Source organism: Catonella sp. (assembly GCF_057250765.1).
Genome location: NZ_DBHIEC010000012.1, coordinates 52,588 through 67,426, shown reverse-complemented (window position 1 = coordinate 67,426; position 14,839 = coordinate 52,588). Strand labels below are relative to the sequence as shown.

Annotated in this window: 12 protein-coding genes; all 12 read right to left on the bottom strand. The window is 39.1% G+C overall.

Going from position 1 to position 14,839, the window contains the following annotated elements:
• Positions 1-37: 37 nt before the first annotated feature.
• Positions 38-2,491: an LTA synthase family protein gene (locus ACO6HM_RS07720; RefSeq protein ID WP_485390506.1), complete on the bottom strand. Its 2,454-nt coding sequence runs from the start codon at positions 2,489-2,491 to the stop codon at positions 38-40.
• Entirely contained in the window at positions 2,492-3,901 is a 1,410-nt protein-coding gene (locus tag ACO6HM_RS07715; protein ID WP_485390505.1) for a Sapep family Mn(2+)-dependent dipeptidase, read from the bottom strand.
• A gap of 271 nt (positions 3,902-4,172) precedes the next feature.
• Positions 4,173-5,822, bottom strand: a complete 1,650-nt coding sequence (locus ACO6HM_RS07710; protein ID WP_485390504.1) for a putative manganese-dependent inorganic diphosphatase — start codon at positions 5,820-5,822, stop codon at positions 4,173-4,175.
• 6 nt (positions 5,823-5,828) lie between these two features.
• Positions 5,829-6,959 (bottom strand): CPBP family intramembrane glutamic endopeptidase, encoded by a 1,131-nt coding sequence (locus tag ACO6HM_RS07705; RefSeq protein WP_485390503.1) that lies wholly within the window; start codon positions 6,957-6,959, stop codon positions 5,829-5,831.
• A 148-nt stretch (positions 6,960-7,107) separates the two neighbouring features.
• A complete protein-coding gene (gene rfbD, locus ACO6HM_RS07700) occupies positions 7,108-8,034 on the bottom strand; it encodes a dTDP-4-dehydrorhamnose reductase (RefSeq protein WP_485390502.1) in 927 nt (308 codons plus the stop codon).
• Between the two features lie 3 nt (positions 8,035-8,037).
• Positions 8,038-9,075 (bottom strand): dTDP-glucose 4,6-dehydratase, encoded by a 1,038-nt coding sequence (gene rfbB / locus ACO6HM_RS07695; protein WP_485390501.1) that lies wholly within the window; start codon positions 9,073-9,075, stop codon positions 8,038-8,040.
• Between the two features lie 101 nt (positions 9,076-9,176).
• Positions 9,177-9,749, bottom strand: coding sequence for a dTDP-4-dehydrorhamnose 3,5-epimerase (gene rfbC, locus ACO6HM_RS07690; protein WP_485390500.1), 573 nt, complete (start codon positions 9,747-9,749; stop codon positions 9,177-9,179).
• Between the two features lie 36 nt (positions 9,750-9,785).
• Complete coding sequence (locus ACO6HM_RS07685) at positions 9,786-10,685, bottom strand: LysR family transcriptional regulator (RefSeq protein WP_485390499.1); 900 nt, start codon at positions 10,683-10,685, stop codon at positions 9,786-9,788.
• Between the two features lie 234 nt (positions 10,686-10,919).
• A complete protein-coding gene (locus ACO6HM_RS07680) occupies positions 10,920-11,327 on the bottom strand; it encodes a Fur family transcriptional regulator (RefSeq protein WP_485390498.1) in 408 nt (135 codons plus the stop codon).
• Positions 11,328-11,500: 173 nt separating this feature from the next.
• Positions 11,501-12,208, bottom strand: a complete 708-nt coding sequence (locus ACO6HM_RS07675; RefSeq protein WP_485390497.1) for a TlpA family protein disulfide reductase — start codon at positions 12,206-12,208, stop codon at positions 11,501-11,503.
• Between the two features lie 292 nt (positions 12,209-12,500).
• Entirely contained in the window at positions 12,501-13,967 is a 1,467-nt protein-coding gene (locus ACO6HM_RS07670) for an RNA-binding domain-containing protein (protein WP_485390496.1), read from the bottom strand.
• A 46-nt stretch (positions 13,968-14,013) separates the two neighbouring features.
• Positions 14,014-14,823, bottom strand: a complete 810-nt coding sequence (locus tag ACO6HM_RS07665) for a mechanosensitive ion channel family protein (protein WP_485390495.1) — start codon at positions 14,821-14,823, stop codon at positions 14,014-14,016.
• Between the last annotated feature and the right edge of the window lie 16 nt (positions 14,824-14,839).

Below are 14,839 nucleotides of genomic sequence, written 5' to 3'. Positions count from 1 at the left end.
TGATTTTACCATAGAAATAGGATTTTTTCAAATTATTCTACCTGTCTGTTTGCGGCAAAAATACATCCCAGAGCTTGTCTTTGGCATCAAAGATTAGGTTGTACTGCACATTTTCATAGCCTCTTTTTAGCTTCTCAGCCTTCTTCTCGTCCACCTTCTTTTGCTTATGCCTTGTAGACACGCCAAATTCAGAGGCCTGCGGCTTAGTAAGGTGAGTGGAGAAGAGTCTTTTGCCATTGCCGTCCCAGTAGCCAAGAGCTGACATCGCAGGTATATACTGATGGAGGTTTAGCAGGTATTTATCATAATCAGAAAGCTCAACCCCTGAATACTTTAACAGGATTGATGCCAGATAGTTAACTGAAACAGTGTTATATTCACCTGTAAGTCCTCCGTCAAGCATGCCGTCATACTCAGGAATGTCATAATTAGCCCAGATAAAGTAAGGAACTACGAACTTTGACAGTCTCTTGTCGTTATCGTTTTTATAAAGGCTATGCTCATTTAACTGCTCTGTCGCATCATCCGAAAACGACGGCTGGTGATCGCCGTAAAAAAGTATGATAACAGGCTCATCCACCTTCTTAAAATACCCAATCAAATCCTTAAGTGCAGTATCACTTGTCCTCATAAGCGAAACATAGTTATCAAGTGCCTGAACCGCCTTGAAGTTGGTTATCTTGACAGGCTCATCAAAATGCACCTTGTTATTTGAAAAGCCACCATGGTTCTGCATAGTTACATTAAAGAAAAATTGTGGTTGATCCTTGTTAGCTTTTTTATTTTTTTCGTACATTTCTATGAGGTCTTTGTAGTCATTCTTATCGGTAATTAGCCCCCTAAGCAGCTCCTTATCATTAAATTCCTCGTAAAATACAGCATCTTCAAAGCCTATATACTGATACACACTCTTCCTGTTATATCCTGATGAATAGTAAGGATGGAAAGCAGTTGTCTTGTAAGGATTTTTCTGATTCTTAAGCACCTCTACCACCGATGGTACATTCTGCTTAAGATACTGGGTATAAGGTACTGAGCCTGTCGGCATATATGCCATCGAGCTCCTTGTAAGGAATTCAAATTCAGTATTGGCTGTAGGCCCTCCCGTTACGCTCATATTTACATAGCCTTTAATTGTATTCTTCTTAAGACTCTTTATATAAGGCATAACAGGCTTATCTGTCTTAATGTCTGCAAGAACCGAAAGGTCTGCAAAGGTTTCATTTTGAATGACTAAGATGGTAGGATAGCGTACACCGTCCTTATAATCTTTCATTATATTATCAGGTGAATCAAGCACCTCTTTTACAGCTTCCCTAGCCACCTTAGGACTGTAGCCCTCAACTTTGACACCGCTTGTTGCGTGCATATTGCTGAAAAAATATGCAAGATAACCCTCATCATTTACATTTTCATTATAGTTCCAGGAAAGGCCGAAGATATAGTTGTAAAGCAGTCCATCCTGAAAAGACCAGATACAGGCTACAGACAGGCATCCAATTGCTATCAGTGTGGTAATTATCCTTCTAACAGGATTTATTTTATTCTTCCTAAGCCTTGGTATCAGTATCAGTATGATGAGAAAGACCACAAATATGCTCACAGCTACAAAGAACGGAGTATCAGGGTGAAGCTTATACCTTCCTGCTACTTCCATCGCAGTTCCGATAACCGTAAGGTCTCCGAACATAATGTAGTTGCCCCTAAACTGAAGTACAGTGTAGTTGGCAACTCCCACCAGGTATGCAAGGACGATGCAGATAAAGGCAGGTATCTTAATCCCTCTAAATACCGCATATAAAAAGGTATAGAGGATAATCCAGTACATCATGTTAAAGAACATCATTTTTACGATGACATTCGGAGGGGTTCCCATCTGCATTTCAACCAGATAAAAGCCCATAAGCCCTGTAAGCCCCGCCATAAAGCATTTGATAAACCAAGGATGCCTGTAAGCGCCTCCTGACCTCAGCCATAATATGAGCTTTTCCCAGATTGCACCTAAGGTAACCAAAAGTATTACACCTATGAATTTAAGATAAGCTATACCATCATTGTATATTATGAATTTATTTACAAGACCGTAAATATCTTTACTCTCATATCTTAAGATTCCGCCTGCCACGCCCAGAGAAATGAGTATAATTATCTGGGTGAGGATAGAATTCTCTCCTCTTTTAATAAGCTTTTTCTCTTTTGGCGCACCCGCAAAGCGGAAGATAGAGTATATACATAAAAATACAGGGATTAAAATTAGAATCATTCCCCATATTAAATTATCAAAATCATCTGTATAAAACAGCTTCTCAAAGTCCTTGCCATTTTTGTTAAACTGTGTCAGGGCTGCATCAAAGCAGAAAATACCCACAACAAACAGAGAAAGCATAAGGGCAAGTATAACCTGCCCAATATGCCTTTTTAAGTACCCTAACAAGGATTCGTCAGGGTTATATTTTTTGTATATCCTATAAATCTTTTTAATAATTTTCATTTACTTGCATAACTCCACTATTGCATCCGCAAATACTTTCGCACTCTTAACTATCATGTCAACCACCATGAACTCGTCTGCACCATGCATATGGTTGTCAATTTCAGGATCTTCACAGCCAAAAGCTACTCCATTTTCAACATGGTGTACATAGGTCCCTCCACCTATGGCTATAGGCTTAGCATTTGTTACTCCAAAGCCCTTTTCATAGCATTTGAGCAGGGTCTTTACAAGCTCCGAATTGCCGTCTACTACATGAGGCTCAAACATAGGCTTTTCAGGTATGGTAAATCCCTGTTCGCGAATCTTTCGCTCCATTACCTTGCCCGTATTCTCATCGTTAGCGGCTATGCTTGCACGACAGTCGTAAGCACCCTTGAAATGTGTTTCAGTGATTTCAAGGATGTCAAAGCTAACTGTGGTCTCTCCTGAGACATCATCCTTAAGGTCAACTCCCATTGTTCTACCATGGTAGTCGCCATAAGGAAAGATGTTGTTAAGTGCTTTCACATAGTTATTTACAGGGGCATCAGCAAGAGGGAACTTAGATAAGAGGGTGACAAGTCCCTGGATGGCATTCTTGCCCATATGTGGGAGGGATGCGTGTGCATTCACGCCGATAGCCTTGATATTAAGCAGGTCTCCCTCTTCGTTTAATTCAAATCTAAGCCCTGTCTCCTCCTCAAATTTCTTGGTTATCTCCTTAACATCTGCCTCTTTAAGCCCCTTTACTACTGCTGTAGCCTTGCCTGGGACCACATTTATCTTGATACCTCCCTTTAAGGACACAAGGCTTGGAGTCTTGTCGGTCTTTTCGTATTCAGCTGTAAACTCATTGCTGATGCCGCCCTTTTCTATATTGATAAGAGGCCAGGACGCATCAGGAGTAATTGTCATAGGCGCAGCCTTTTCTTTAGTGTAATAGTACTCTACATCGCTGCTGCCACATTCCTCGTCTGAACCAAGGATGAGGCGGACATTGTGTTTAAGTGGTATATTTAACTCTTTGACTGCTCTTATTGCATAAAGGGCTGCAACTGCAGGTCCCTTGTCATCACAGCTTCCCCTGCCGTAGAGGAGTCCGTCCTTAATAACAGGGTTATAAGGCTCTGTAACTGTCCAGTCATCTCCCGCAGGTACTACATCAAGGTGAGCTAAGATATCAAGTCTGGTAGGTAAATCATAAGAGTCAGCTGTAATTACTCTGTTGTCATAATTGTTTACCTTAAAGCCATAGCCTGTGAGAAGCTTACTTGCGGCCTCAAGAGCCTTATATGGGCCTTCACCGTAAGGCATACCAGGCTTTTCTTCGCCTTTTTCACTGTTAATCCTTATAAGATCCATAAGGTCGTTTAACATCTCTTCCTTATGACTCTCAATGTAGTCACTTATTTCTTTTTCGTAAGCCATCTTTATACCTCCGTATTTACAATTATTCTTTACCCGATAGGAAAGATACCTTAAATATTTATTAAATGATGTGGGTGTCAAAAGTATTTGAAACCCATTGACACAGGATTGCTACAGCACAGCTTTAGCAATCCTTGCAAAAATATTCGTAATCCGCTCATATTTTTTGCGTGTCAAAAGCATAAAAATTCTATTGGGGCTTGCCTGCAAGCAAATTTCTTACTGAGAATTATACCATTACATTATCATATTTCAAGAAAAAAGTATAATGCTAAGCATTGAATACGCCCATGATAGCAGGTATTAGCTGCTTTTTTCTGGAAACTACCCCCTTTAGGGTAGCGGCATCCTTATAGACTTTCACATCAAAGGCCTTTTCTATAATTCTCTCACTTCCGTCTCCAAAGCAGAGGAGTTTTGTGGATTCCTCAACTATGTTGGTAAGCATAAAGAATACCATCGACATACCGTTTTTACCACATTCACTCTGTAAAATAGGTCTTATTTTCTCTTCAGCATTTGCAAGAGACTTGGAGTCCATAGAGTTAATCTGCCCAACTCCAAAGGATGTTTCACCTGCCATAAATTTCTTAAAATCCTGATAGAATATCTCCTCAGGAGCCTTTTCGGAAAGATTGCTGCCCGCCATAAACATGTCATTAGCAAAGTCCTCTATGATTATGCCTGCAATTCCCGCAAGTACAGTCACAGCCTCCTGGTCAAACTTGGTGCAGGTAGGTGAGCGAAACATAAGGGTATCAGAGAGAATTGCAGCAAGAAGAAGTCCTGCTATCTTCTTAGGTATCTCTACTCCTCTTTCATTGTACATTTGATATATAATAGTTGCGGTACACCCTACAGGCTGATTCCTAAACATAACCGGTCCCATAGTCTCAAGGGAGCCTATTCTATGATGGTCAATTATCTCAAGGATTTCTGCTTCTTCTATGTTGTCAACAGTCTGAGTCCGCTCATTGTGGTCAACAAGGATGAGCTGCTTTTTCCTTACATTGATGAGGTTTCTTCTGGAAATTGTACCAAGGCAGCGTCCGTCTGCATCTATTACAGGGAAGTCACGATAGCGGTACTTACCCATGGTTTCCTTGATTGCATCTGTAAAATCATGCGACTGAAAGGTTACTATCCTCTCACATTTCATAAGATACCTTACAGGTATGCTATGGCTTATAAAAGTAGCTATGGTATAAGTATCCATAGGGCTTTCTATGATTACACAGCTCTTCTTCTTAGCCGCTGCTATGACTTCTTCATCAGCGGTATGCCCTCCGCTAATCACTATACAGCTGGCGTCCGCCTTGATTGCGGCAAGCTGGGTATCCTTTCTATTGCCCAGCACAACCAAATCATCTGCTGCCATATTGGATGCTAGGAGTTTGGGATCATCAGTACCAATGATAACCCTGCCCTTTATGAAGTAGCCGTGTTCATTGCCAAGAGCCAGCTTCCCATTCAGAGTATCCGCCATTCTCTTATACTGGGTTCTAGCCTTTGAAAGTATGGTTTCATCTGCATTTCCCATAAAATACTTCGCAATATCACCTATAGCTATTATGCCTTCAAGCCGTCCCTCGCTGTCAGTAATAGGTAAGGAAGCCGCCTTAGCCTCTTTCATAAGCTCCCAGGCCTCATTGATGGTAAGGCTTGAGTCAGCAAAAGGAGTCTCGTGGATCTCCATATCCTTTACCTGAGTACCCGCATCAGGCATGTAGCCGGGCGGTTCTATCCCAAGCCTTTTTAAGACATATTCAGTCTCCTCATTTATCTGACCTGCTCTCTTTGGAATATATTTAATTCCGCCTGATGTCAGATTCTTAAGCTCCGCATAAGATATGGCAGAACAAATTGAATCAGTATCGGGATTCTTATGTCCTATTACATAAACTATCTTTTCTTCTTTCATATTCTCCTAACTTAGCTGCGCAAGCGTTGAAAGTCCCATCATTACGATGCAGGCAGCTATAAAAAATGCCATACCGAAGTTTCCGTAGACAAGGCCTTTTTCTTCTCTCCTTGTAAATGGTGCACCGTTTACATCAAGCCGCATGTTCTTTCTTCCAATAATGAGTAAAACAAGTCCTACAAAGAAAGTGATAATAATAGCAAATGAATATACGGTAGACATTATAATCCCAGGGGTTAAGGCCTGAGAAATAAGTTCAGGATTGCCACTCTGAAGCTTACTTACCACGTCCTCGGTGAAGTTCTTAGACACAAGCACTGCAACAACCGAACCCATGAAGTTTATAATCATGTGAAAAGCTATTGAATATCCAATCTTTCTGCTCTTTATGTAAATATAAGCAAAGATTAGACCTATACCAAAGGCATAGAAGAACTGGAAAAGGTTCATGTGAAAAAGTCCAAACATAAGCGCAGAAAGCATCATTGCATTTCTTTCACCGTACTTCACAGTCTTGTCGATAAGTATCTTTCTAAATACTATTTCCTCCATTATAGGGCCAACAATAACAACAAAGATAATTGTGCCTGTAAGGTCAGCATTTGTAATTAGATTAGCAAGATTGTTGGTTGAAGTCTTGCCAAAAAAGCCTCCGATTACCTCAGAAAGTCCCGTTCCTAAGATATTTCCAAGATACATGATGGTGATACACATACAGAAGCACTTTAACAGAGTTGGAAAACCTAAGCTCTCCTTCTCCCTATTGTCATTAGGCAGCTTTTTGATAACGATTAAAAGCACCGGAAAGGCAATAAAGTACAGCGGGAAAAATGATACAATATAAGTCATAATTGCAGGTATCGGTCCATCGCCTGTGTGTAGCATCCTAATCAAGGCTACTCCGATTTCCTGGGCGATTAACGATACTATGACAAAGGCAAAAAATCCCCAACCTAGTATGCCAAAGGTCTTCTTTGCAAGTATCTTATTTAAAAGGCCCTCTTCTTTTTTAGCCTCATTTTCAATCCCTTCCATTTTCTCAGCCAAACCTTCAAGTCTTGCGGTTACATTCTCCAGTTTCTTGGCAGCCTCCTCAAGCTGCTCTACCTTTTCAATATTTTCGTTCTCGTTGTTCAATTTAAGTCCTCTCTTTCATAGTAATATTATGACTATATTTTATACCATATAATCCTCGTTAAAATCAACCTTAATAGGTCATTTAATGCCCTTTGTAAACAAATCTTAAGAATATTGCAATTATAGAGTCAAGGTGTTTTTATTCTTTCTAGGATATATTTGAAATATATTCTTTAAGTGCCTCTTCCCATGATTTAATCTTAAAATCCGTTTCATTATGAAGCTTTTCATTGGAAAGAACCGAGAAATGCGGACGTTTGGCCTTTGTAGGATATTCACCCGTAGTTATAGGCACTACCTCCACCTCTTCTCTTCCTATGAGTCTCATTATCTCCTTGGCAAACTCATACCAGCTTGTACTTCCGTCACAAACTCCATGCCAGATTCCGTATTTATCAGTCTGAATAAGGTAGACTATAAATCTTGCAAGCTCCGCTGCAGAGGTAGGAGAACCAATCTGGTCAGAAACCACACGAAGAGTTTTATTTTTTTCTGATAGCGAAATCATAGTCTTTACAAAGTTCTTTCCCTCTCCGAAGAGCCAGGCAGTTCTTATAATAAAATACTTCTCAAGGTTTTCGCACACTGCTTTCTCGCCAAGAGCCTTAGTTCTTCCGTAGGCACTCACCGGGTTTAGCCTATCTTCCTCTGTATAAGGCCTTGTGCCACAGCCGTCAAATACATAGTCCGTTGAAATGTGTACCAAGGCAGCATCTATTTCCTTTGCCACAAGGGCGAGGTTTTTCACTCCTTCTTCATTGACAAGCCTTGCCTCATCTTCGTAATCCTCGCAGTCATCCACAGCGGTGTATGCAGAGCAGTTGATAACAACATCCGGCACGAAACTAATAAGAGCTGCCTTAACCGCATAATAATCTCTTATATCAAGAGTTGTAATCTCCGCTCTTTCATCTAAAAGACCGTCTTCTTTCATTAGGTTGTACAGGGAATTCCAGGAGACATCATTAGATACCGTAAGCATAAGCCTAAAGTCAAATCTCTGTTTTTTTCCTAACAATTCCCTCATAACAGCTATACCCAGCTGTCCTTTTGCACCGGTTACAAGTATTCTCATCTTTTACCTGCCAAATTTTTCTTCGCGGTTGTTATACACCTCTGTGTAGTATTTTTCATAGTCCCCACTCATCACGTCTTCCATCCATTTTTCATTGTCTAAATACCATTTTATGGTGTATTCAATACCCTTTTCAAATGGAGTAAGCGGCTTCCAGCCAAGTTCCTTTCCTATCTTCTTTGGATCAATGGCGTATCTTAAATCATGCCCAGGTCTGTCTGTAACGTATTTAATGAGGCTTTCAGGCTTGCCGGTAGCCTTAAGGATGGCCTTAACCACCTCTATATTCTTCTTCTCGTTGTGCCCGCCTACATTGTAGACTTCGCCAGCCTTGCCCTTTTCAAGTATCATATCAATGGCTATACAATGGTCTTCTACATAAAGCCAATCTCTAACATTGATGCCCTCGCCATATACAGGCAGTTCCTTATCGTGCTTAGCATTGTATATCATAAGAGGAATAAGCTTCTCAGGGAACTGATAGGCACCGTAGTTATTTGAGCATCTTGATATGGTCACAGGGAGACCGTAGGTTCTGTGATAGGCAAGGGCTATCAGGTCTGCAGATGCCTTTGAAGATGAATAAGGACTTGAGGGATTAAGAGGGGTATCTTCAGTAAAGAATAAATCCTCTCTATCAAGAGGCAAGTCCCCGTAAACCTCATCTGTTGATACCTGATGAAAACGCTTAATTCCGTACTTTCTGCAGGCATCAAGGAGGACTCCCACCCCTGTAATATTGGTTCTTAAGAACTCATCAGGAAAGAGCACTGAGCGGTCTACATGGCTTTCTGCGGCGAAGTTTACCACCTGATCAGGCTTTTCTTCTTCAAACAACTTATAAATAAAGTCCCTGTCAGCAATGTCTCCCTTTATAAACCTAAGCCTTGGATTCTTAAGCGCTTCTTCAAGGTTTGAAAGATTGCCCGCATAGGTTAGCTTATCAAGGCAAATATACTCATTTTCAGGATGTTTTTTAAGAACATAATATAAAAAATTACTTCCTATAAAGCCTGCCCCACCTGTTACTATTACTTTCATTTTTCACCTTTCTTTCTACTTTGGTAGTATATATCTAGATATAACCGTTCAAATTTCTTACTCAAAGCATCTATGTTTTATAGAAAAATCGGTAGGATTTTCTATAAAATGTAAAAACAGCTTTCATCCACTTCCTCAAGTCTTGGCGCAATTTCATCCTTATCAGATACAATAACCTCATCTATTCCAAGGCCTTCAAGCCTCCAGTCCACAGCAATCCTTTCATCATTGTAGATGATGGCTGCCTCAGACTCTTTGTTATAATAATTATCTGCCTTGTAGGCAAATTCCACATTGTCAGTAAGAGTTAAAAATCCATGTGCAAAGCCCCTTGGAATAAAAAACTCTTTTTTATTTTCTTCACTAAGCTCTACCCCAAACCACTTAAGAAAGGTAGGAGAATTCTTTCTAAGGTCAACTGCCACATCATAAACCCTGCCTCTTAGCACCCTTACAAGCTTAGCCTGGGCATATTCTCCCTTTTGGAAATGCAGTCCTCTAAGAGTGCCCTTTTTCTCTGAAAATGAATGATTGTCCTGTACAAACTCGCAGTCAATCCCAATTTCCTCAAATTTCCTCTTTGACCAGCTCTCCATGAACCAGCCCCTATGATCTCCAAAAACCTGAGGTTCTATCACAAAAAGCCCATCAATTCCTGTTTCTACTTTCTTCACAAAAAGCTCTCCTGTTAAACTATTTTTTCTAATGAATTAGCCCACATACTTCTTAATCTCATCAATATAAAGCTCCCCTATCTCACTCATATTCATATGAGCCCTCTTGATATACCCAATATCCATAGTCACCTCCTTGGCAAGCTTAACCGCAATATAATCACTGCCATTTAGCTCCTCGCAGATGATGCCCGAACATAGAGTAAAGGCATTTAGCCCCACCATAAGGTTCAAATTGGTAGCCCTGTCATTTGACTTAATAGTCTTCTTAAAATCGTAGGTACTAAGTATTTCCTCCGCAAAATAAAACGAATTGTTATCTCCCTGCTCAAACGAAAGGCAAGGATAGTCCTGAAGTTCCTCAAGATCTATGACCTTCTTCCCTGCCAGTGGATGATTCTTCCAAAGATAGGCGTAACCCTCACAGGTGAAAAGATGAACGAACTCAAGCTGATTATCCTTAAATATCTTGTTTAACACCTTTTCATTAAAATCATTGGTATAAAGTATACCTATTTCACTCTTTCCTGTAACCACATCGTGGATGACATCGTGGGTTCTTGCCTCTCTTATGGCGAACTCATACTTATCCATATCAAAGCCCTTTACCATTTCTACAAAGGCTTTTACGGCAAATGAATAATGCTGGGCGGATACTCCGAATTTCTTCTTTATCTGTCCTGCCTCTATGTATTTGTCCTCTAAGAGTTCCACCTGATTGATAATCTGTCTGGCATAGCCTAGGAACTCTTCGCCCTCGGCTGTGATTACCACTCCCTTGGTGGTTCTTTCAAATATAGAGATATGCACATCATTCTCAAGCTCCCTAATAGCCATTGACAGACTCGGCTGGCTTACAAAGAGCTGTTTTGCAGCTACATTCATAGAGCCTGTCTTGGCTACTTCTATCACATATCTTAACTGCTGTAAAGTCATAGGTTACTCCCTCTCGTGTATATTCCATTTATTTAAGTTCATCATCTTTTATCAAGTTTATAATCATCTTGCCCGTTATATCTTTTAATTATAACATAGTTCATTAAGTTTTAAAACCATAAATCACGAGAAATATACCTAACAAAAAGGCATAGCCCTGCGCCGCTTTCCAAACATCAGATACTAAGTCCAACTTTGGCCACGCAAAAGGCTATGCCTTATTTACATATCAATTTATTTTCCCAAACATTTCTCACAGGTTCCTACCAGCATGGTCTTTGAGACATCAAGCTCCACCTTTAGATCTTTACGAAGCTTATCCATAAAGTCATCCACAAAGCCATGCTCAAGATGAAATATCTTCCCGCAGGAATTACACTGCAAGTGAAGATGGGCATTGCATTCCTTGTGCTCTCCCGAATACTGGTAAAACGCGGACTCACTATCCTTTCCCTTGAAAACCAGTATATCGCCGCTTTCCACTAGCTTATCAAGGTTCCTATATATGGTAGAGCGGTTGATACTGATACCCTCTTCCTTTAGTCCATCAAGAATCTCTGCAACTGTGAGTCTATGATCATTATGAGCCTTCAGATACATTATAACTTCATTTTTACCCTTGGAATTATATTCCTTTGCCATAATCCCTCCAAAATCTATGCCATATACAGAAGTTTACTGTCATTAATAGATTTTGTCAAGGCAGACAAGGGCTTCCTGTATCTCGTTTATACTGTATAAATCACCGGTATCCATTTTCCTGATATCAGTGATGCAGCTGCCATACGCTTCTCGCTCTGTATCTAAGCTACATTTTACGACTCATATTTCCAATCTGTAAGCACATTCTGGAGGTTTCTCACATAAGCATCGATATCAGCACCCATTACAAGTTCACCAATGATGTTTCCGTTCTTGTCTACGAAGATTGTGGATGGAACTGCATAGAATCTCTTCGCAAAACTGCTAAGTGAATCACTGAGTGTAAGGTTTGTATACTTTACACCAGTCTGCTTTTCGATGTAATTTGCATTGTCAACTCCGTCCTTCATTCCCTCAGGAACATCTGCTACAATACCGATTAGATTGGCATTTTTAGGAAGGCTTTCATATATCTTCTGAAGCTCAGGCATTTCGTTGATACAAGGCCCGCAGAAGGTTCCCCATACATTTACCATGGTTATGTCTTTGTCAGCAAAGATTTTCTCTGTTACCTTGTTTCCCTTGGTATCCGTTGTTTCAAATGAAGGGAATTTCTCCTTGCCTGCCTCTGTGCCTGCCGAAGCAGTGCTTCCTTCTTTTGCAGAAGAAGCAGCTGATGATGAGCTATTGGCTGATGAGGTCGTGCTTTTTGTTGATGATGAGCCGCTGTTAGCTGATGATGTCTTACTTTCAGTCGCAGAAGCACTTCCTGATGTGGAAGCTGAGCCGCTCTTTGTAGCAGAAGAGCTCCCGCCATTTCCCTGACAAGCTGATACTACCAAAGATGTAGCTAATATTAGTCCAAATAATTTTCTTTTCATTTTTCCTCCGTAATGGTGATAGCCAGTTATATTTGTTTTAACATTTATAAATGACTAAATATTTTATGAGATTATATTGTACACAATTTTACCTAGTTTGTCTATAGGTAAAGCTAAATTTTTCAATTCACCTTTTTCAATTCACAACAGATAATTTATTCTATACTGCCACTTTGCAACTTACTGCAACTTAAATTTAAAATTTGTATTTCTTAAAAGCCCCTAAATCAATGGGTTCTTAATTCTCCATCCATATACTTCTTATCAAATTTGCAACTTACTGCAACTTAAATTATGCCCAAAATGGGATATACTTCATATATCTCGGTGCTGTATTTTCATCTACAGCTTTTATAAGTTTAGCCTCTAATGTATCTTTAATAATCCTTGAAGCTTTATATTTGTCTTTTTCGCAGATATCAAATAACTCTCTTACTGCATTATTATTAATAGCTTCACCATTTACATATAAAAAACACGTCTGCATATAGCAAGTTCGAATCCTGTCTTCTTTGTTTATTAAATCAAAAGGTACTTGCGAATACAAAGTTACTTTTGTAAATTTATCACTTTGATTTTCAATTTTGGGAGCCAACATAGAGCTACTACTTGTAGCATATATTACCTTATCATATCCACTTCCTCTTTCTTCACAAATACCACACTTATGCATAAAGCCAGCCAAATTTTCATTTCTTGAAATCGGAACTGTATCTACTATACGTTCTATTGAAACTAATGGTGAACCTGCATTTGAAAACTCTATTCTATCCTTAAACAATTCTACCATAGGGCTTGTACCCTTTTGCTCAATGGCTTGATGAATCATAACATTTGCAAGCAACTCACGAATTGCTATTTCAGGATATCCTAACTTTGTTTTTCTTATAGAACCTTCTATGACTTCTTCCTGAGGAATAATTGTCAATATGTAGTCTACAATCTCATTATATCCTACTGCATATCCACTATTAAATACTTTCTCTCTAATTGTATCAAGTCTATTATTACTCTTATACCAGATCACCCTTACAGCTTTATGCGATAGTTTTTCGAAGCTACTCAGATTTTTAGCAACAAGCAGCACCCCCAAGTTGGTAATATCATAACCACCTGCGTCATTTTTACTAATAAATCTTTCATTGATAAAATCATCTATTATTTTATTTTTACTTTCGGGTAATGCAAATCCCATCTTTTCATAATACCCCACAGAATCCAATAATATAAATATATCATCAATCGATACATTCTCTTTTACATTCCTAAGCTCATAAGGTGTTGTATCAAATGCCCTCCATAATTCCCTTTCCTTATTAGGATATTCACTTAGTTTTTTCTTATTACTACCAATTCGAATATACTCTTCCCCACCAAATTTTATAGGTTGTTTTTCTGCTGCCGGTATTTCCATAAGAGTTAACTTCATATTACCTATTTCAGATTCATAAAATTTAAAATTTATTCGAGGGTTAAGCACACGAGATAACCAGGCTTCAAGCTCTTCGGAGCCTTTTTTACAATTTCTATAATCAAATGAGGTTCCAACTATTTTGTGAGTTTCATTATCTATTCCCCATAATATATATGCTTTAGGTCTTCCTAATAAAGTTGCAGAATTACTAAGAGCAGAAATATACTCTCCTATCATCTGTGGTTCAGCATTATTGTGTTTAAATTCTACCCATTCTGTTTCACTCGACAAAGAAATTAATTCCATAATCAAATTATTTATATAATTTTTATCTTTTATTGCCACTTGAGTCTCCTTTTATATAAAACACTCTCTTTATACAAGAAAAATACTACTTCTCAATATGAACCACTCTTTGAGGATAACTGAACTCAATCCCATTTACATTAAATGACTCTCTTACATTCTCCATCAAATCAAAGTAAACATCCCAGTAAACAAGATTCTCGCACCAAACCTTGACTGTATATGTAATATCACTTGCATTGAATCTTAACAGTCTTATTGTAGGAGCATATACTCCATCTTTGGCTATACGCTCGTCTTTATCAACCACACTTTTTATTGCATCTATTACCTGTTTAGTTTCAGCCTTATAATCTGCGGATATCTCTATATCTACCCTTCTTTTGCTTTCACCTGAGTAGTTTGATATCCTCTGTGAAGCTACATCTGAGTTGGGTATGAGCTCTACCTTATTGTCAGGAGTACATAGCTTGGTACGCATAAGAGTGATGCTTGCGACTGTCCCCATCACTCCTGACACCTCAATAAAGTCACCTATAGCGAATGGCTTTGTGATAAGGAGCATTATTCCTGAGAATACGTTGGTAAGGATATTTTGTAAGGAAAGTGAAAAAGCAAGGGAGACAACACCTAGGAGAGTTACAATGGATGATGTATTTATCCCAAGTGACTGTGCAGCCATAATAATTCCTATTACATAAATCAATACCCTGACAATCTGCCTAAAGAATCCCTTCATCCCCATGTCAAGCTTTGACTTTGCAAATATTCTATCCAGGATTCTAAGTACTATGGTTACTACTATTTTACTTAATATGAGAATGATGACAGGTTTTGATAAATATAACATTGCCTGTTCAAAGCTCATATTAAAGATTTTCTCAAACTTTTCCATTATTCACCTTTATTTT

What these genes read in the sequence shown, in the direction of transcription:
- ACO6HM_RS07720 (WP_485390506.1), bottom strand. Translation starts at nt 2,491, where the DNA reads ATGAAAATTATTAAAAAGATTTATAGGATATACAAAAAATATAACCCT.
- ACO6HM_RS07715 (WP_485390505.1), bottom strand. Translation starts at nt 3,901, where the DNA reads ATGGCTTACGAAAAAGAAATAAGTGACTACATTGAGAGTCATAAGGAA.
- ACO6HM_RS07710 (WP_485390504.1), bottom strand. Translation starts at nt 5,822, where the DNA reads ATGAAAGAAGAAAAGATAGTTTATGTAATAGGACATAAGAATCCCGAT.
- rfbD (WP_485390502.1), bottom strand. Translation starts at nt 8,034, where the DNA reads ATGAGAATACTTGTAACCGGTGCAAAAGGACAGCTGGGTATAGCTGTT.
- rfbB (WP_485390501.1), bottom strand. Translation starts at nt 9,075, where the DNA reads ATGAAAGTAATAGTAACAGGTGGGGCAGGCTTTATAGGAAGTAATTTT.
- ACO6HM_RS07685 (WP_485390499.1), bottom strand. Translation starts at nt 10,685, where the DNA reads ATGACTTTACAGCAGTTAAGATATGTGATAGAAGTAGCCAAGACAGGC.
- ACO6HM_RS07680 (WP_485390498.1), bottom strand. Translation starts at nt 11,327, where the DNA reads ATGGCAAAGGAATATAATTCCAAGGGTAAAAATGAAGTTATAATGTAT.
- ACO6HM_RS07675 (WP_485390497.1), bottom strand. Translation starts at nt 12,208, where the DNA reads ATGAAAAGAAAATTATTTGGACTAATATTAGCTACATCTTTGGTAGTA.
- ACO6HM_RS07665 (WP_485390495.1), bottom strand. Translation starts at nt 14,823, where the DNA reads ATGGAAAAGTTTGAGAAAATCTTTAATATGAGCTTTGAACAGGCAATG.